This window comes from Pseudoxanthobacter sp. M-2 (assembly GCF_046156265.1).
Classification (GTDB): Bacteria; Pseudomonadota; Alphaproteobacteria; order Rhizobiales; family Segnochrobactraceae; genus CAMDHY01.
In genome coordinates this window covers 26,591-42,935 of record NZ_JAWDIR010000007.1, presented here as the reverse complement: position 1 = coordinate 42,935, position 16,345 = coordinate 26,591, and the positions used below count along the sequence as shown (strand labels likewise).

16 protein-coding genes are annotated in these 16,345 nt (G+C 69.8%); 7 read left to right on the top strand and 9 right to left on the bottom strand.

From position 1 onward, the window contains the following. Nucleotides 1-44 precede the first annotated feature (44 nt). Nucleotides 45-1,277: an O-succinylhomoserine sulfhydrylase gene (locus RUR49_RS04290; protein WP_409145058.1), complete on the top strand. Its 1,233-nt coding sequence runs from the start codon at nt 45-47 to the stop codon at nt 1,275-1,277. Between the two features lie 92 nt (nt 1,278-1,369). Beyond that, nucleotides 1,370-1,762 carry a Co2+/Mg2+ efflux protein ApaG gene (apaG, locus tag RUR49_RS04285; protein ID WP_409145057.1) on the top strand — a complete coding sequence of 131 codons (393 nt, stop codon included), beginning with the start codon at nt 1,370-1,372 and terminating at the stop codon, nt 1,760-1,762. A gap of 22 nt (nt 1,763-1,784) precedes the next feature. On the opposite strand, the gene RUR49_RS04280 is transcribed toward apaG, so the two are convergent. Further along, nucleotides 1,785-2,825 carry an extensin family protein gene (locus tag RUR49_RS04280; protein ID WP_409145056.1) on the bottom strand — a complete coding sequence of 347 codons (1,041 nt, stop codon included), beginning with the start codon at nt 2,823-2,825 and terminating at the stop codon, nt 1,785-1,787. Between the two features lie 852 nt (nt 2,826-3,677). On the opposite strand from RUR49_RS04280, the gene thrS reads away from it, so the two are divergent. Beyond that, entirely contained in the window at nt 3,678-5,657 is a 1,980-nt protein-coding gene (thrS, locus tag RUR49_RS04275; protein ID WP_409145055.1) for a threonine--tRNA ligase, read from the top strand. A 166-nt stretch (nt 5,658-5,823) separates the two neighbouring features. Here the strand turns inward: thrS and RUR49_RS04270 are convergent, their stop codons facing one another. Further along, nucleotides 5,824-6,198, bottom strand: coding sequence for a hypothetical protein (locus tag RUR49_RS04270; RefSeq protein WP_409145054.1), 375 nt, complete (start codon nt 6,196-6,198; stop codon nt 5,824-5,826). Nucleotides 6,199-6,282: 84 nt separating this feature from the next. On the opposite strand from RUR49_RS04270, the gene RUR49_RS04265 reads away from it, so the two are divergent. After that, on the top strand, nt 6,283-6,855 hold the full coding sequence (locus tag RUR49_RS04265; protein WP_409145053.1) for a hypothetical protein: 573 nt from the start codon (nt 6,283-6,285) through the stop codon (nt 6,853-6,855). Further along, nucleotides 6,845-7,438 carry a hypothetical protein gene (locus RUR49_RS04260; RefSeq protein ID WP_409145052.1) on the top strand — a complete coding sequence of 198 codons (594 nt, stop codon included), beginning with the start codon at nt 6,845-6,847 and terminating at the stop codon, nt 7,436-7,438. Before RUR49_RS04265 ends, RUR49_RS04260 begins: the two co-directional genes overlap by 11 nt. A 148-nt stretch (nt 7,439-7,586) precedes the next feature. On the opposite strand, the gene RUR49_RS04255 is transcribed toward RUR49_RS04260, so the two are convergent. Further along, nucleotides 7,587-8,618, bottom strand: a complete 1,032-nt coding sequence (locus RUR49_RS04255) for a hypothetical protein (protein ID WP_409145051.1) — start codon at nt 8,616-8,618, stop codon at nt 7,587-7,589. A 289-nt stretch (nt 8,619-8,907) separates the two neighbouring features. Between RUR49_RS04255 and RUR49_RS04250 the strand changes: the two genes are divergently transcribed. Both RUR49_RS04250 and RUR49_RS04245 read left to right on the top strand, forming a co-directional pair. Further along, complete coding sequence (locus tag RUR49_RS04250) at nt 8,908-9,471, top strand: nitroreductase (protein WP_409145050.1); 564 nt, start codon at nt 8,908-8,910, stop codon at nt 9,469-9,471. Between the two features lie 37 nt (nt 9,472-9,508). Next, nucleotides 9,509-10,132, top strand: coding sequence for a flavin reductase family protein (locus RUR49_RS04245; RefSeq protein WP_409145078.1), 624 nt, complete (start codon nt 9,509-9,511; stop codon nt 10,130-10,132). A gap of 50 nt (nt 10,133-10,182) precedes the next feature. Here the strand turns inward: RUR49_RS04245 and RUR49_RS04240 are convergent, their stop codons facing one another. The 6 genes from RUR49_RS04240 to RUR49_RS04215 all read right to left on the bottom strand — a co-directional run bounded on the left by RUR49_RS04240 (nt 10,183) and on the right by RUR49_RS04215 (nt 16,302). Next, a complete protein-coding gene (locus tag RUR49_RS04240; protein ID WP_409145049.1) occupies nt 10,183-11,067 on the bottom strand; it encodes an HpcH/HpaI aldolase/citrate lyase family protein in 885 nt (294 codons plus the stop codon). 56 nt (nt 11,068-11,123) lie between these two features. After that, nucleotides 11,124-11,591 carry a MaoC family dehydratase gene (locus tag RUR49_RS04235; RefSeq protein WP_409145048.1) on the bottom strand — a complete coding sequence of 156 codons (468 nt, stop codon included), beginning with the start codon at nt 11,589-11,591 and terminating at the stop codon, nt 11,124-11,126. A gap of 29 nt (nt 11,592-11,620) precedes the next feature. Further along, nucleotides 11,621-12,415 carry an NAD kinase gene (locus RUR49_RS04230; protein ID WP_409145047.1) on the bottom strand — a complete coding sequence of 265 codons (795 nt, stop codon included), beginning with the start codon at nt 12,413-12,415 and terminating at the stop codon, nt 11,621-11,623. Between the two features lie 110 nt (nt 12,416-12,525). Further along, entirely contained in the window at nt 12,526-12,819 is a 294-nt protein-coding gene (locus RUR49_RS04225) for a DUF2218 domain-containing protein (protein ID WP_409145046.1), read from the bottom strand. A gap of 71 nt (nt 12,820-12,890) precedes the next feature. Next, a complete protein-coding gene (locus RUR49_RS04220) occupies nt 12,891-15,569 on the bottom strand; it encodes a DUF3772 domain-containing protein (protein WP_409145045.1) in 2,679 nt (892 codons plus the stop codon). Between the two features lie 148 nt (nt 15,570-15,717). Continuing rightward, nucleotides 15,718-16,302, bottom strand: coding sequence for a hypothetical protein (locus RUR49_RS04215; RefSeq protein ID WP_409145044.1), 585 nt, complete (start codon nt 16,300-16,302; stop codon nt 15,718-15,720). Between the last annotated feature and the right edge of the window lie 43 nt (nt 16,303-16,345).

Below are 16,345 nucleotides of genomic sequence, written 5' to 3'. Positions count from 1 at the left end.
GTGCCCGGCGCCCGGTGAGGGCGCCGCATGTCGGAGGTTCCTCGATGTCGACCCCGAGCGACCGCGGCGCGCCGCGACGCTACCGCCCCGCAACCGAGCTCGTGCACGGCGGCGGCCTGCGCACGCCGTTCGGCGAGACGTCGGAGGCGCTCTTCCTCACCCAGGGCTTCGTCTACGAGACGTCGGCCGCGGCGGAAGCGCGCTTCAAGGGCGAGGATCCAGGCTTCATCTATTCGCGCTTCTCGAACCCCACCGTGGCGATGTTCGAGAGCCGCATGGCACTGCTCGAGGGCGCCGAGGACGCTCGGGCGACCGCGAGCGGCATGGCCGCCGTCACCGCCGCGCTGCTCTGCCAGGTGCGCGCCGGCGACCACGTGGTGGCGCCGAAGGCGATGTTCGGCTCCTGTCGCTACGTCGTCGAGGACCTGCTGCCGCGCTACGGCGTCGCCTCGACGCTGATCGACGGCGCCAGCGCCGACCAGTGGCGCGCCGCCGTGCGGCCGAACACCCGCGCGGTGTTCCTGGAGACGCCGACCAACCCGACGCTCGAGGTCGTCGACATCGCGATGGTCGCCGAGGTGGCGCACGCCGTCGGCGCGACGGTGGTGGTCGACAACGTCTTCGCGACGCCCCTGCAGCAGAAGCCGCTGGAACTCGGCGCCGACGTCGTCGTCTATTCGGCGACCAAGCACATCGACGGCCAGGGCCGCTGTCTCGGCGGCGTCGTGCTGTCCTCGAAGGCGTGGATCGCCGAGCACCTCCACAACTTCCTGCGCCAGACCGGGCCGAGCCTGTCGCCGTTCAACGCCTGGGTGTTGCTGAAGGCGCTCGAGACCCTGCCGCTGCGCGTCGAGCGCCAGACGACGAGTGCCGCCCGCATCGCCGACTTCCTCGCCGAGCAGCCGGGCGTGTCGCGGGTGATCTATCCGGGCCGGGCCGATCATCCGCAGGCCGAGGTGGTGAAGCGGCAGATGAAGGGCGGCTCGACGCTCGTCACCTTCGAGCTTCCCGGCGGCAAGGCGGAGGCCTTCGCGGTCGCCGACGCGCTGCGCCTCGTGAAGATCTCCAACAATCTCGGCGACGCCAAGAGCCTCGTCACCCATCCGGCGACGACGACGCACCAGCGGCTGTCGCCGGAGGCGCGCGCCGAGCTCGGCATCACCGACGGCATGCTGCGGCTGTCGGTGGGTCTGGAAGACGTCGACGACCTGCTCGAGGACCTCGACGCGGCGCTCGCCGCGCTCGGTCGCGGCGCCCGCGTCCGCGCCGTCGGCTGAACCATTCCCGTCACCCGGCGGCGCGGCGGCGTTGACGGCGCCGCGGCGCCGCGCTAGCTCCCGCGTCCAGTCACAGCGGAGCGGAGGCCGCCATGTACCGCGCCGTCACCAACGGGGTTCAGGTCACCGTCGAGCCTCGCTTCGTCGCCGAGGAATCGCAGCCCGACGACGGACGCTGGTTCTGGGCCTATCAGATCGAGATCCGCAATCTCGGTGGCGAGGAGGTGCGCCTCAGGACGCGCCACTGGCGCATCACCGATGCCACCGGCCGCACCCAGGAGGTGCGCGGCGCCGGCGTCGTCGGCGAGCAGCCGGTGCTGAAGCCCGGCCAGGCCTTCACCTACACCTCCGGCTGCCCGCTGCCGACGCCGTCGGGCATCATGGTCGGCAGCTACCGGATGGAGGGGGAGAGCGGCACGGAGTTCGACGTCGCCATCCCGGCCTTCTCGCTCGATTCCCCCGACGAGGCGCGCACGCTGAATTGAAGCTGCGGCCGGCGCGACGGGGTCAGCTGGCGTCGGTGCCGGGAATGCGCCAGCGGCAGTAGCTGCGCGTCGAGCGCCGCTGGGCGAGGTCCACGTGGATGTGGTTCTCGTGGTAGCCGTCGGAGCCGGGGCCGAGGATCGTCTTGAAGCGGGCGCAGGCGGTGGCGCGCATGGTGACGCGGAACGGTTTCGGCAGGCCGTTGCCGGCGACCTCCAGCACCCGCCCGTCGGCGAGCTTGAAGCCGCCGATGTCGATGGCGTTGCCGCGGCCGTGCTCGCTCATGCGGGCACCCTTCACCCGGTTGCGCGGCCGGCAGGAATAGTCATCGGCGACCTTCACCGCCACCACCGCCGAGCCGCCCCGCTCCAGCGCCGGCACGAGGTCGTCGCGCAGCCAGGCGGTGGCGGCCGCCGCCATGTCGCAACGCAGCTCCGCCGCCGGCGACAGCGCCACCAGCCGTCCGTCGGGCATCTTCAGCGCCTTCAGGCGTACCGGCCGCTCGATCCCGCAGGCGCCCGATTGCGGCAGGTCCGGCGCCGCCTCGACGACGGCGGGACCCTGCGCCATCAGCGCGGCGCAGTCGGCGCTGGTCGGCCTCGCGATGGTCTTGAGGGCCGTGGCGGGTGCGTCCGCCTCTCCGGGTTTCGCCGTCTCGATCGGCGGCGCGCCGGGTGCCGTCGGCGCCGGCGTCACGGCGGCGGGCGGTGTCGGTGACGCCGTGGCCGGCGCGCGGGCCGTCGGCGGCAGCTTGCCGTCGCGGGCGGTCCAGCGCGGCGACGGCCGCGCCTCCGTCGGCGCGGGAGCGTAGGCGAGCGTCGTTGGCGGGTCGACCGGGGCCGGTTCCGCCGGGGCGGACGTCGCCGGAATCACGGGCTCCGCGGTCGCGGTCTCGGTGGGTGCCGCGCCGGCGGGCGACGGGTCGGCGGGCGCACCGGCGACGGCGGTGCCGCGAGCCGGCGCCGGCCGTGGCAGCACGGGGGCGGAGCCCGCCACGACCGCCGGTGTCTCGACGGCGGTTTCCGCCGGATCGGCGGACGGCGTATCCGTCGGCGCGGTCGGCACCGGGGCCGGTGACGCCGCAGGGGCCGACGCGGGCGGTGCAACGGGCGTCTCGATGCTCGCTGTCTGCGTGACAGGACGACGGCGGGGCAGCGCCGTCGCCACTGACGGAGAAGCGGGCGGTGAGGCCGCCGGCGACGCGGTCGTCGCCGCCGGCGACGGTGAAGGCGGGGCCGGCTCGGTGGCCGTTACGGCGGCTGGCCGTGCCTCGGCTGGCGCCGGTTCCGGCACGGCGACCGTTGCCGTCGATGCCGGGCGGCGCTTGGCGGCCGCAGCAACCGCTGCCGGCGTCAGGCCGGCCGGCAGAACCGGCGTGTCGCCGAGCGCCTTCGGGGCCGGAAACGGTGACGCAACGGCGGCGGCCGGGTCTGGCGACGGTTTGGTTTCGGTGGCGGCGGAGACGGGTGGCGGTGCCGCCTCCGGGGCGGCCGATGTCCCGGCTGCTCCGGCGGTACCGGCGGACCCCTGCGGCCGCGGCGACGGCACCGGCGTGTCGGCGGCGGCGATAGCGGTGGCGACGCCGAGGGTCATGATCAGCACGAGGCTGGTGGCCGCGAGCCGGCGCGTCCGGCCGCCGGCAGCGCCGAAGCCCTGTCCAAGGCGCGGCTCAGGGCGGATGCCGCCCGTCCGCCGGAGGTGTGTTCGAACCGGAATGCGACCGCTCCGCTTGGACCCGCCCCACCCGCCTCGTCGCACGGACGGAAGGGGGAGGCAAGCTTGGCACCCGGGGAAGGCGGCAAGCGCGGCGCCAGCTTCCCCATGCCGCCGGCGTTGACGGAACGGCGCGATCGCGCGAGAACGCCGCCCGAAGCTTACCTGCGCTCGTAGGCAGCGAGTGAGCAAACGAGGACTGACATGATCGAGCTCGTCTTTCCGGACGGCGCCGCGCGCCCGTACGATGCCTCCGTCAGCGGCCGCGACGTCGCCGCCTCCATTTCGAAGTCGCTCGCCAAGAAGGCGGTCGCCTATGCCCTCGACGGCGAGGTGCGCGATCTTTCGGACCCTGTGGGTCGGTCCGGCCGCGTCGAGATCCTCACCCGCGACGACCCGCGCGCGCTGACGCTGATCCGCCACGACGCCGCCCACGTGCTGGCGGAGGCCGTGCAGGAGCTGTTTCCCGGCACCCAGGTGACGATCGGCCCGGTGATCGAGAACGGCTTCTACTACGACTTCCACCGCAACGAGCCGTTCACTCTCGACGACCTGCCGAAGATCGAGGCGAAGATGCGCGAGATCATCGCGCGCGACGCCCCGTTCACCAAGGAGCTGTGGAGCCGCGAGGAGGCCAAGCGCGTCTTCGCCGAGAAGGGCGAGGCCTTCAAGGTCGAGCTCGTCGACGCCATTCCCGCCGGCGAGGACCTGAAGATCTACCGCCAGGGCGACTGGTTCGACCTCTGCCGCGGCCCGCACATGGCCTCCACCGGCCAGGTCGGCAACGCCTTCAAGCTGATGAAGGTGGCCGGCGCCTACTGGCGCGGCGACGCCAAGAATCCCATGCTCTCGCGCATCTACGGCACCGCCTGGGCGAACCAGGCCGAGCTCGAGCAGTACGTCCACATGCTCGAGGAGGCGGAGAAGCGCGACCATCGCCGCCTCGGGCGCGAGATGGATCTCTTCCACTTCCAGGAGGAAGGGCCGGGCGTCGTCTTCTGGCACGCCAAGGGCTGGACGATCTTCCAGGAGCTGATCGCCTACATGCGCCGCCGCCTGAAGCGGCTCGGCTACCAGGAGGTCAACGGCCCGCAGGTGCTCGACAAGTCCCTGTGGGAGACCTCCGGCCACTGGGGCTGGTACCGCGAGAACATGTTCGCCATCCGCACCGCCGGCGAGGAGGCCGACGACGACCGGGTGTTCGCGCTGAAGCCGATGAACTGCCCGGGCCACGTGCAGATCTTCAAGCACGGGCTGAAGTCCTACCGCGACCTGCCGCTCAGGCTCGCCGAGTTCGGCTCCGTCCACCGCTACGAGCCGTCCGGCGCCCTGCACGGGCTGCTCCGCGTGCGCGGCTTCACCCAGGACGACGCCCACGTCTTCTGCACCGAGGCGCAGATGGCGGAGGAGTGCCTGAAGATCAACGACCTGATCCTCTCGACCTATGAGGACTTCGGCTTCGGCGAGATCGTCGTGAAGCTGTCGACACGGCCGGAGAAGCGCGTCGGCACGGACGCCATGTGGGACCACGCCGAGGCGGTGATGCAGGACGTGCTCGCCGAGATCGAGCGCCGCTCGGGCGGCCGGGTGAAGACCTCGATCAACCCGGGCGAGGGCGCCTTCTACGGGCCGAAGTTCGAGTACGTGCTGCGCGACGCCATCGGCCGCGACTGGCAGTGCGGCACCACCCAGGTCGACTTCAACCTGCCGGAGCGCTTCGGCGCCTTCTATGTCGATGCCGACGGCTCGAAGAAGCCGCCGGTGATGATCCACCGGGCCATCTGCGGCTCGATGGAGCGCTTTCTCGGCATTCTCATCGAGAACCACGCCGGCCATCTGCCGCTGTGGCTCGCGCCGCTGCAGGTGGTGGTGGCGACGATCACCTCGGACGCCGACGACTATGCCGAGAAGCTGGTCGAGACCCTGCTCGACGCGGGTCTCCGCGCCGAGGCGGACGTGCGCAACGAGAAGATCAACTACAAGGTCCGCGAACACTCGCTCGCCAAGGTCCCGGTGATGCTCGTCGTCGGCAAGCGCGAGGCGGAGGAGGGCACCGTGTCGATCCGCCGCCTCGGCTCCCGCGACCAGCAGTCGGCAACGCTGGCGGAGGTTCTGGCGGCCCTCGTCGACGAGGCGACCCCGCCGGACGTGAAGCGGCAGCGGGCGGCGATGGCGGCGGCTTGAGCCGCCGGCAGGAGAGTGCCGGCCGCCGATCTGGCGGCTGGGCGACGCCCCAGGTGGGCGTGTTGGGTGGGCCTGGAGTGGTGGCAAGCCGACATGGACCTCGTCGACCGGATCCTGAAGGCAGACGCGCATGCGCGGCCGGCGCTGCGTTGGTAAGGGACTTCGACTAGTGAGCCGTCCCGTCGCGCAGCGCCATCACTCCGTTGAAGAAATTTTCGGACTCTTTGGCGGGGACACGGAAGTGGAAAGCGTCCTCGGGCGACACGAACAACGAGAGGTGCAGATCACCGCTCTCCACTAGCTTTCCGCCAAATCCGTGAACATTGTAAAGAAGCTCGAGATCTTCGTCAGGCCGCGTCCCCGCAGGCGGCGCCTTTTGCGCCACCACGTTAATGAACATTTCAACAGCAGCCGTCGGAAGCTTTATGCGGAGCTCGGACCCATCGTCTAGGAGAAATCCAAGGGTGCAGTCGTTGCCTCCATTCGAGAATCCTACACCGCTAAGCTGGGTGGCGCTGAGTTTGCGCGAAGAAACGGACACGGATGCTTTCCCCCCCTTGGTTTTTTCAAGGGCGAGGTTACCATGCAATGCGGATCACGCAACTCTGGGGTTAACCGCGGATTGATGATGCAGGCGCTGGCGCAGCACCAACTTGGACTGAACGATTCAGCTCGGCAATCTGTCTCGTTCAAGGCAGAGCTGCCTAGAGTGTTGGCGGATATCTGGCGTCGGCGGATCGCACTTGCGCCACCCTCTGTTACTTTAAAGGCTTTCGGCGCTGAGCGTGTACGAAATGCATTCTGGAGCGGTACCTACATATCATATTGGGCAATAGGGTCGAGGCCGTTCATTTCCCAGTGTAGTGAAAGGCACAGAAACTTTGGAAATCCATTTCCACTTCTTGTAACAAATTCTAAAGAGATACCAACACTTTTTTCATTTGAAAACTCTCGCGGATGCATGTTTGTTGACATTAATTTTAAAGTTGAGTCTGGGGCAGTCCGTGTGTTTGGAAATTCTTCGGTTTTGTTCAGGAGAGGTGCCCTCGAAGGCGGAAATATCTCGTATGAGGTGGAAACTGCAATTGCAGTGACTGTCTCTGATCCAAGCGGCTGGGTCGAGGCGTTCGCGGATATTGATCTGCTTCTTGCCAGTTATATTCGCGATTACGTGCACAGAGCGGGCCATGTCGTTTGACGCTTTCTGCGCATTGATCGATGATACAACCCGGCACACCGAGAGGGAGTGTCAACAATATGTTGGAGACATTGCTGAGAAGCTTTTTGAACAAACGCCAGAGTCATTCGTTACCATACGGTTAGAGCAACGCAGCTTTTATGGATCAAGTGATTTTATAGTTGCCGCAAACATCAGAACGGCTACTGGACTGCAGCGGCATGTCCGGTTCTGGGAATTGAAGGCTCCACAGAACCTACTGATGAAGTGGGACGGTAATAACAACCGGTATGGACCATCAGACGATCTTGTTAAAGCTGAAAACCAGCTAATCCAATACGTTTATCTTGCTCAAAGAGACGGGGCGTTTCATTCTAGGTACTCCACGTACGGTGATTTTGTCAGGCCCGGTGGGGTTATTATTGGACGTAATGAAAAACTTATAAATAGCAGTAACCCACAAGAAATCGAGGCGGCCGCAGAATCTCTAAAAATTCGTGGAATAATGATGTATGAAGCAATGAACATTAAGCTGTACACATGGGATCATGTAAAATACCTCCTCAAGCCGCCTGAGCCGATTACGGGATTGGCCGGAACTTAGGTATCCGGCGGCCCGTCAGTGACGGTCTCTACATTGCGCTGACACACGCACGACCGCGGCCCCAGATGGGGTCGCTTTCTCGTGGCAATTGTCGGTCTAGCGTGTCGCAGGTGTGGAATTCCGGCCTGAGATTCGCCTAGAGCCGTCGCTACTCCTCCAGCCGCCCCGGCACCGTCTCTTCCGTGGCGATGACTTCCACGTCGCGGTCGCGGCCGGCCTCGACGTGGAAGGCGCCGTTGTAGACGCGGTTGGCGTTCTTCGCGACGACGGCGTACTCGCCCTCGGCGAGCACGAAGCTCGGGAAGGCGCCGATGTCCTCGACGACGACGTCGCCGCCCGGGCTCAGCACCGACCAGTGGGTGTTGGCGAGCGCCTCGCCGCCGGGCTCGGCGACGAGCTTCAGGGTCACCTCGGCTGCCTGGTGGTGGAGGATCGCCTCGGTCAGCTTGCCCGGCTGCACCTCGAGGTCGGCGCGCAGCACGGCGTTGACGCCGCCATAGCGGCTGACGACCTGGTAGGTGCCGGCGGCGACCCGCAGGATCGCCGAGGGCTCGACCTTCTCGGCGACGAGCACGCGTTCGCCGGCGACGTTGGCGAGCACGTCGAACTCGACTTCGGCCGGGTCGATCGGCAGGTCCTCGTCGATCACCGCCTCCAGCTTGAGGCCGCCGGCGTTCATCACCACCGTCTCGCTGACGACCTCGTCCATGAGGTCGACGCGCAGCGTCGTGCCGGCCTTGCCGAAGGCGGCGTGGACGAAATAGGTGCCGGGCTTCAGGCGGAACTCGGCGTCGCCGCCGACGGCGGAGCCGACGAGCGGCAGCTTGCCCGTCTCGTCGGCCATGGCCCGGAAAACCCGCCATGTCATGCCGGAGGCGATCGACTCGCCCTCCTCCGTCAGCTTGGCGACGAGATAGAGCGGCACCTCGCGGCCCGCCGGGCGGCCGGTATCGGGCGTCACGGCCGGGGCGTAGGGCACCGCCGTCTGCGGCGGTGGCGTCGTGGCGAGCGGATTGGCGGTGGCGGCGTCGGCGGGCGGGCGCGGGCGGGGGACGACGTAGGCGCCGGCAGTCGGCTCGGCGAGAGCGGCCGGGGCTGCCGCGAGGAGCGTGGCGAGAGCGAGCAGCGAGCCTGCCGTCCGCCGCAGGAGATGGTTGCTCCGCTCGCCGCCGTCCGCCATCCGTGGTGCTCCGTCAGCCGATGATCCCGCCGCACTGCAGTCGCAAAACGGGGGCGATTTCAAGGCCCCGCCGCACCGGCCCGACGAAGGGCGGTGACGGTGTGTACACCGCCGGAGGCGCCGGGCGCCACCCGCGCGACGTTGACAGGCGCGCCATGCTTCGCCCTGATGGCGCGGCCCCGCCCTTCCGGCAGCGTCCCGGCGCCCGTCGAGCCGTGTCGCCACTCGTGGAGGGCGCCAGACCTCCGCGCCGAACGCGCGCTTCCCGACCCTCGCCCAGCGGACACCGATGACCGATCTCCTGACGCACCTGCGCACCCGCCGCTCCATTCCCGCCCCGCAGCTCGGCGAGCCCGGACCGGACGCGGCGTCACTCACCGACATCCTGACGATCGCCGCGCGCGTGCCGGACCACGGCAAGCTCGCCCCCTGGCGCTTCATCCTCTACCGCGGCGATGGTGCGGCACGGGCCGGCGCGGCGCTGGCGGACCTTCTGGCCGGCCGCGACCCGGCGACCTCGGCCGATCGCCTCGCCTTCGAGCGTGCCCGCTTCACCCGCGTGCCGCTGACGATCGGCCTCGTCAGCCGTGCCGGACCGCACGTCAAGGTGCCGGAGTGGGAGCAGCAGCTCTCGGCCGGCGCCGTCGGCGTCAACCTCCTGCACGCCATCCACGCCCACGGCTTCGCGGCGCAGTGGATCACCGAGTGGCCGTCGTTCGACGCCGAGGCGGGGACGCTGCTCGGACTGCAGGACGGCGAGCGCTTCGCCGGCTTCGTCCACGTCGGCACGCCGAAGCAGCCGCCGTTCGAGCGCGACCGGCCCGACATCGCCAAGCTCGTCACCGAGTTCTGAGGCCCCGTCCCGAGGCCCTGAAGAGGCTCAGCCCGTGATCTATTTCGACCTCGCCACCGGCCACCCGTCGCTCGAGCGCGATCCCTTCAAGGCGATCGTCGCGCCGCGGCCGATCGGCTGGATCTCGACGATCGACGCCGAGGGGCGGCCGAACCTCGCCCCCTACAGCTACTTCAACGCCGTCGGCGAGAAGCCGGCGGTGGTGATGTTCTCCTCCGCCGGGATGAAGCACTCGCTCGCCAACGTCCTGGCGACCGGCGAGTTCGTCTGCAACCTCGCCACCTGGACGCTGCGGGAAGAGGTCAACATCACGTCGGCGCCGGCTGCGGCGGGGGTGAGCGAGTTCGAGCTCGCGGGCCTGACGATGGCGCCGTGCGTGGCGGTGAAGCCGCCGCGGGTGGCGGAATCGCCGGCGGCGCTCGAGTGCGTCCTGCTCAAGACGGTGCAGCTCGACGACCGCCACGGCAAGCAGACGAAGAACGTCATCGTCTTCGGCGAGGTGGTGGGCGTGCATCTCGACGAGCGCGTCATCGTCGACGGGCGCGTCGATCCGGGCAAGCTCGAGACGATCACCCGCCTCGGCGGCTTCAACTATTCGGTCGCCCGGCCGGACACCATCTTCGTGATGAAGCGGCCTCCGGGCGCCGGCGGTACGGACTAGAACTGCGCCGGCGGCACGGACTAAAACCGCGCCGGCGGCTCCGAACGCCTTCAGCCGAGTCCGGCGGCGCGGGCGCGGGCGATGAGGCGCTCCGCCTGCAGCCGGTGCGGCTGATCGAGCATCGCGCCGTCGAGCGAGACGACCCCCGCCCCCGGCCCGGCCGCCGCGAAGGCGGCGAGCACCGCCCGCGCCCGCCCGACTGCGTCCGCCGTCGGCGTGAAGGCCGTGTTGATCACCGGCACCTGGGCGGGGTGGATGGCGAGCTTGCCGGTGAAGCCGTCGAGCGCCGCCGCTTCGGCTTCCGCCGCCAGCCCATCGAGGTCGCGGAAGGCGGCGTGGATCGAATCGATCGGCGCGACGCCCGCCGCCACCGCGCCGGCGAGGCAGAGCGTGCGGGCGAGGCGGAAGGCATCGGTGAAGTGGCCGTCGGCGTCGCGCTGGCGGATCGCGCCGAGGTCGGCCGACAGGTCCTCTGCCCCCCAGGTGAGCCCGCGCAGGCGGCGGCTCGCGCCCTGGAACGTGCCCATCGAGAACAGCGAGGCCGCCGTCTCGGTGGCGATGGCGACGATCTCGGTGCCGCCGTCCGGCAGGCCGTCGACCGCCTCGCGCACGGCGATCTTGGCGTCGAGGTGGGTGACGTCGCGGCCGCCGACGGCCTTCGGCAGAAGGATGCCGTCCGGTCCCGCCGCCATCACGGCGTCGAGGTCGGCGTCGGCGAGGCCGCTGCCGAGCGCATTGATGCGCACATAGAGGCGCGGCCGGCCCGGCACGCCGCGGGTGCGGCGCAGGAAGGCGGCGGTCGCCTCGCGGGCGGCGGGCTTGGCGTCGGCGGCGACGGAATCCTCGAGGTCGAGCAGCAGCACGTCGGCGCCGCTCTCGACCGCCTTGTCGAGTTTGCGCGGGCTGTCGCCCGGAACGAAGAGCAGCGAGCGCATCGGCGGTCTCCAGGGTCTCGGGGAAACGGTCTCGGAAACAGGTCTCGGAAGCGGGTTCAGGCGCCGGCGGTGTCCGCCGGGCGCTTCTGCAGCAGCACCTGGCGCAGGCAGGTGGCCACCACGACGCCGTCCTGGTTGGTGGCGACGTGCTCGAACTCGACGATGCCGGCGTCCGGCCGCGAGCGCGATTCCCGAGCCGCCTTGACCGTCGAGACGACGCCGATGGTGTCGCCGTGGAAGACCGGGTTCGGGAACTTCACCTCGGTCATGCCGAGGTTGGCGACGATCGTCCCGAGCGTCGTCTCGTGGACGCTGAGGCCGATGACGAGGCCGAGCGTGAACAGGCTGTTGACCAGCGGCCGGCCGAACTCGGTCTTCGCCGCGGCGGCGAAATCGATGTGCAGCGGCTGCGGGTTCATCGTCAAAGACGAGAACAGCACGTTGTCCATCTCGGTGACGGAGCGGCGGATCGCGTGCGGGACCACCCGCCCGGGGGTGCAGTCCTCGAACCAGAGGCCGGCCATGGTCCCTCCCTGCGCGCTGTCGCGGTCCGTCAGTAGCGGAACTGCTCGGTGAGGATGCGCTCCGACCATGAGTGGTCGTTGTCGAACATCACGAGGCTCGTCGCCACCGGGTCCTCCTCGACGTCGACGCGCGCGACGTTGCGGATCTCGGTGTGGTCGGCGGCGGCGGCGACGGGGCGCTTGTCGATCTCCAGCACCTCGATGGCGATCTTCGCGGCCTTCGGCACCAATGCGCCGCGCCAGCGCCGCGGCCGGAAGGCGCTGATCGGCGTCAGCGCCAGAAGCGAGGCGTCGAGTGGCAGGATCGGGCCGTGGGCGGAGAGGTTGTAGGCCGTCGAGCCCGCCGGCGTCGCCACCAGCACGCCGTCGCAGATCAACTCCTCGAGGCGGACGCGGCCATCGATGGAGATGCGCAGCTTCGCCGCCTGGTGCGTCTCGCGCAAAAGCGACACCTCGTTGAGCGCGTAGCCCCGGTAGGTCTTCCCGGCCCGGTCGACGGCGGTCATGCGCAAAGGCTTCAGCGCCGTCACCTCGGCGGCTGCCAGCCGGTCGAGCAGGCCGTCCTCGTTGAACTCGTTCATCAGGAAGCCGACGGAGCCGCGGTTCATGCCGTAGATCGGCTTGCCGGTGTTCATGAAGCGGTGCAGCGTCTCGAGCATCAGCCCGTCGCCGCCGAGCGCCACGATGACGTCGGCCTGCTCCGCCGCGACGCTGCCATAGCGGGCGCGCAGGCGCTCGCAGGCGGCCTGGGCCCCTTCGGTGGCGTTCGGGACGAAGGCGACGGCAGGGCTGGCGACGGTCGGGGTGGTCACGGCGGCCGTCATCGATGGGCGTTCCCGACAGGAGGGACAGCGGAGGTATCACGCCGGCGGGGGGGTTGCCAACGAAGCGGGGCCTTTGCGCGATCCACCTGGGCTCGGCGACGGACGCCCAGTCACACCGGGTCGCGCACCCATGTGATGTCGGGGTTCGTCTTGAAGGCGAAGCGCTCGAGGTGCTCCTTGATGACATGCTCGAGCTGGCCGAGGTCCTCGGCGTCGGGCGCCTTCAGGCGCAGGCGCAGCGTCGAGCCCTCCGCCACCAGCGTGCAGGTGCCGAACGGGAAGGTGATCGAGCCGCGGCCCTCCTCCAGCGTCGTCGGCACCCGGTGGCCGAAATGCTTGACGAGCTGGCCGAGATAGCGCTCGGGCGGCTCGAGACTGACGACGGCTATGGAAATCAGCGACATGGCGGCTCCGCTCGGCGGGTGTGATGCCGCCATGGGAGGCGGACGGACCACCCTTCGTCAAGCGTCCTCGCTCATGCGCCGCCGGCCGGCTTGCCACCGCCCGCGGGCGGTCCGTCGGGGGTACCCGCGCCGCCGGCCGGACCCTCGTCCGCACGCTTCAGGATGAAATCGCGGACGAGCGCCTCGATACGGTCGAAGTCGCGGATCTTCACGTCGCTCTGGGCGAACGGGATCTCGATGCTCGCCTCCCGGAAGGCCTTCAGGATCGCGACGCGCAGGTCGGAGCGCACGCCGCCCATGTTGCCGACGTTGGCGACGTAGCAGAACAGCACGAAGTCGAGCGTCGAGGCGCCGAAGTTGGTGAACTGGGCGAAGGGCTGCGGGTAGGCCAGCACCTGCGGATGACCGCGGGCGGCGGCGAGCAGGATGGCGATCACGCGCTCCGGGTCGGCGTCGTAGCCGACGCCCACCGGCAGCATCACCCGGCCGGTGAGGTCGTGGTGCATCCAGTTCTTCACGGTGCCGGAGATCAGGCTCGAGTTCGGCACGATGACGGTGGCGCGGTCGAAGGTCTCGATCTCGGTCGAGCGGACGTTGATGCGCTTGACGGTGCCCTCGTCCGGTCCGACGACGATCCAGTCGCCGACCTTGATCGGCCGCTCGGCGAGCAGGATCAGGCCGGAGACGAAGTTGTTGACGATCGACTGCAGGCCAAAGCCGATGCCGACGGAGAGCGCGCCGGCGACGATGGCGATGTTCTGCAGGTTCAAGCCCGCGAAGGCGAAGGCGATCATGCCGGCGGCGATGGTGCCGACATAGCCGACGCCGGTGCGGATCGAGGTCTTCAGCCCGACGTCGAGCCGGGTGCGCGGCAGATAGCGCTGGTCGAGCCACTGCTGCAGGCCGCGCGTCGCCGCGACGCCGAGCACGAACAGCACGATCGCGCCGAGGATCGCCGTCGGCGACAGCGTCAGGCCGCCGATCGACAGGCCGGAAACGATGGCCGCGCTGATCGAGGAGAGGTCGGCGGACGAGAAGCCGAGCCGCCCGATGATCAGGAGCACCGCGACGATGATCAGGAGCAGCCGGGCGACGCCGGACAAGAGCACGCCGATCTGCCCGATCGCCGCATAGGAAAGGCCGAAGTTCGCCGACAGGAAGCGGCCGACACCGGTGCCGGACTTGAAGCCCGCACTCGTCGCCTCGTCGACGACGGTGAGGAGCAGCAGCAGCAGGCCCAGCACCGAGGCGGTCCAGACGATCTGCGTGGCGAGGAACCAGGCGAGCGCCAGATAGCCGGCGACGGCTGCGGCCAGCGTCGCGGCCACCACCAGCCAGCCGAGGGGGATCAGCCAGCGCCAGCGGCCGCCGGCCTCGCCCTCGGGCTGGTCCTCGCCCATAGACAGCCCACGCGACACCGCCCGGAGCAGGAGCGCCGTGATGATCGCGAGCGCCACCGCCACCACGGCCTGCACGGCGACCGTCACCACCACCGGCAAGGCGAGCACGGAGGCGGCGGTGAGAAGGGCGATGCCGACGGCGAACACGCCGCCGCCGATCAGGATCCAGCGGATGGCCGGATCGATCGCGGCCTCCGGCAAGTCGACCAGACGCCATTTCGGCCGCCCGGGAGCGAGCAGGCCGCGCGACAGGCCGAAGGAGAAGGAGAAGAAGCCGACCGCGATGGTGATGCCGCGCAGCACCCGCTCGATGCGCGTCGGCAGCACGTCCATCGCCTCGAGCGTGAAGCGCAGCAGCAGCAGGCCGAGAACGGGTATCGCGGTGTTGGCAATCAGGACGGCGCAGGCCGCCAGCGCCCGCTTGAGGGGGGGCACCTCGGTGTCCGTGTCGTCGGCGCGCCAGGCGATGGCGAGCAGGCGGTGCCGGAAGGTGGCGTAGACGACGATGCCGGCGACGGCGATGAGAAGGATCAGCGCGGCCGCGGCGCGTCCGGCCCGGTCGAGCACGGCGCCGGCCCAGTCCTCCACCAGCAACCGTGCGCTCGTCATCGCGCGCGGCAGCTCGCCGATGACCGCCACCCACAGCACGGGGTCGAGCACGCTGACGCGCCGCTCGAACAGGCGTTCGGCGAAGAGGGCCCGACGGCGCTCGATGATCTGTGCCGTCAGTTCCTCGGCGCGCAGGCGCTGCACCTGCGCCTGCTGGTCGATGGCGCGCAGCGCCGCCAGAGACCGGCTCTCGAGCTCGCGATCGCGCTTCACGAGGTCGGACTCGACGCCGTCGGCGTCCGTCGGCTGCGCCAGCTGGCCGAGCCGGACCTCGGCCGACTTGATGCGCGGGGCGAGCTCGAGGCTCGTTGCCGCGGCGGCGTCGCGCACCACCCCGGTCTCCAGGCGCAGCCGCTCGAGGGCAGCGTCATCGAGATCGGTGCGGGCGAGCGCGGCGGTCACCTGGTCGAGCGTCGCCCGCCAGGTCGCGAGCCGCGCCTCGGCGACGGGATCGATGAGGACGCCGGCCCCCGCGTCGGCGGCGGTGGCGGGTGAAGCAGCGGGGGCCGTCGTTCCGGGTGGCGAGGCGGCTGGCGTCGTTGCGGCCGGCGCGGCCCCCGCCGGGGCGGCGGGCGCGGGCGTCCCGGTCGTCGCGGTCCCCGTCGACGGCGCGGTCGACGTCGCCGGCGCGGCCGTCTGCGCCCCGACGGACAGCGGCGCCGCAGCGGCGGCGAGCCACGCGAGGATCGCGACGGTGAGGAGGCGGCGAGGTGAGGAGAGATTGCGGCCCATCACGGCCATGATGTCCGTTCGCCGTGGCGAATGCGAGGTCGTGCGGCGGGCTACGCGCAGAGAACACGGCGCGGCGGGCCGCGGTCGGAAAGCACCGAGTGCGACGGGTCGGCCGGGGCCGGCCCGTCGCGAAGCTTCAGGCGCGCGAGGCCTGCGGTCAGGCCTTGGCGTCGAGGTCGATCGCCTCGAAGAAGGTGATGTCGGCGAGGTCGCCCGGGCGCACCTTCAGCTCCTGCAGGATCTTCGGGTCCTGCACCTGGGCGGTGCGGGTCTCGCCGTCCGGGGCGATGAAGGTGACCGTGCCGGCGGCGGCGTCGACGCTGACGACCTGCGCCGTGGCGGTGACGAGGCGCTTGATGAAATCGACGGGCAGGTCGCCCTGGTCGGCCCAGGTGACGTCGTCCTCGACCGAGAAGCCGGGCTCGCCGCCCGGGAACACCTCGATGTCGGTGACGACGCCGAGCACGTAGCTCACCTCGAGCACGCGGTTCTTCACCGTCAGCTCTGGGTCGTTGATCACCTCCGGCACGTAGAGCGGGTACTGGTCCTTGTTCGGCGTCTTCACCAGCAGCTCGCCGCGCTCCGCGAACACGCCGACGACCTGCACGTCGAAGGTGGTCGCGACGGCGTCGCCGAACGCTTCCTCGACGGTGATGGTGATCGGGTCGGCGAGCGCCGGCAGGGCGGCGACGGAAAGGACGGCGGCGAGCGCTGCGGCCTTGGCCAGGCGGAAGATCGACATGTGAGGTCCCCGTGCGACTGCATTGTCTCGTCCGGGCGCGGAG

Excerpts from the sequence above, each read along its gene's own strand:
- RUR49_RS04290 (WP_409145058.1), top strand. The coding sequence starts at position 45 with ATGTCGACCCCGAGCGACCGCGGCGCGCCGCGACGCTACCGCCCCGCA.
- apaG (WP_409145057.1), top strand. The coding sequence starts at position 1,370 with ATGTACCGCGCCGTCACCAACGGGGTTCAGGTCACCGTCGAGCCTCGC.
- thrS (WP_409145055.1), top strand. The coding sequence starts at position 3,678 with ATGATCGAGCTCGTCTTTCCGGACGGCGCCGCGCGCCCGTACGATGCC.
- RUR49_RS04265 (WP_409145053.1), top strand. The coding sequence starts at position 6,283 with ATGATGCAGGCGCTGGCGCAGCACCAACTTGGACTGAACGATTCAGCT.
- RUR49_RS04260 (WP_409145052.1), top strand. The coding sequence starts at position 6,845 with ATGTCGTTTGACGCTTTCTGCGCATTGATCGATGATACAACCCGGCAC.
- RUR49_RS04255 (WP_409145051.1), bottom strand. The coding sequence starts at position 8,618 with ATGGCGGACGGCGGCGAGCGGAGCAACCATCTCCTGCGGCGGACGGCA.
- RUR49_RS04250 (WP_409145050.1), top strand. The coding sequence starts at position 8,908 with ATGACCGATCTCCTGACGCACCTGCGCACCCGCCGCTCCATTCCCGCC.
- RUR49_RS04240 (WP_409145049.1), bottom strand. The coding sequence starts at position 11,067 with ATGCGCTCGCTGCTCTTCGTTCCGGGCGACAGCCCGCGCAAACTCGAC.
- RUR49_RS04235 (WP_409145048.1), bottom strand. The coding sequence starts at position 11,591 with ATGGCCGGCCTCTGGTTCGAGGACTGCACCCCCGGGCGGGTGGTCCCG.
- RUR49_RS04230 (WP_409145047.1), bottom strand. The coding sequence starts at position 12,415 with ATGACGGCCGCCGTGACCACCCCGACCGTCGCCAGCCCTGCCGTCGCC.
- RUR49_RS04225 (WP_409145046.1), bottom strand. The coding sequence starts at position 12,819 with ATGTCGCTGATTTCCATAGCCGTCGTCAGTCTCGAGCCGCCCGAGCGC.
- RUR49_RS04220 (WP_409145045.1), bottom strand. The coding sequence starts at position 15,569 with ATGGCCGTGATGGGCCGCAATCTCTCCTCACCTCGCCGCCTCCTCACC.
- RUR49_RS04215 (WP_409145044.1), bottom strand. The coding sequence starts at position 16,302 with ATGTCGATCTTCCGCCTGGCCAAGGCCGCAGCGCTCGCCGCCGTCCTT.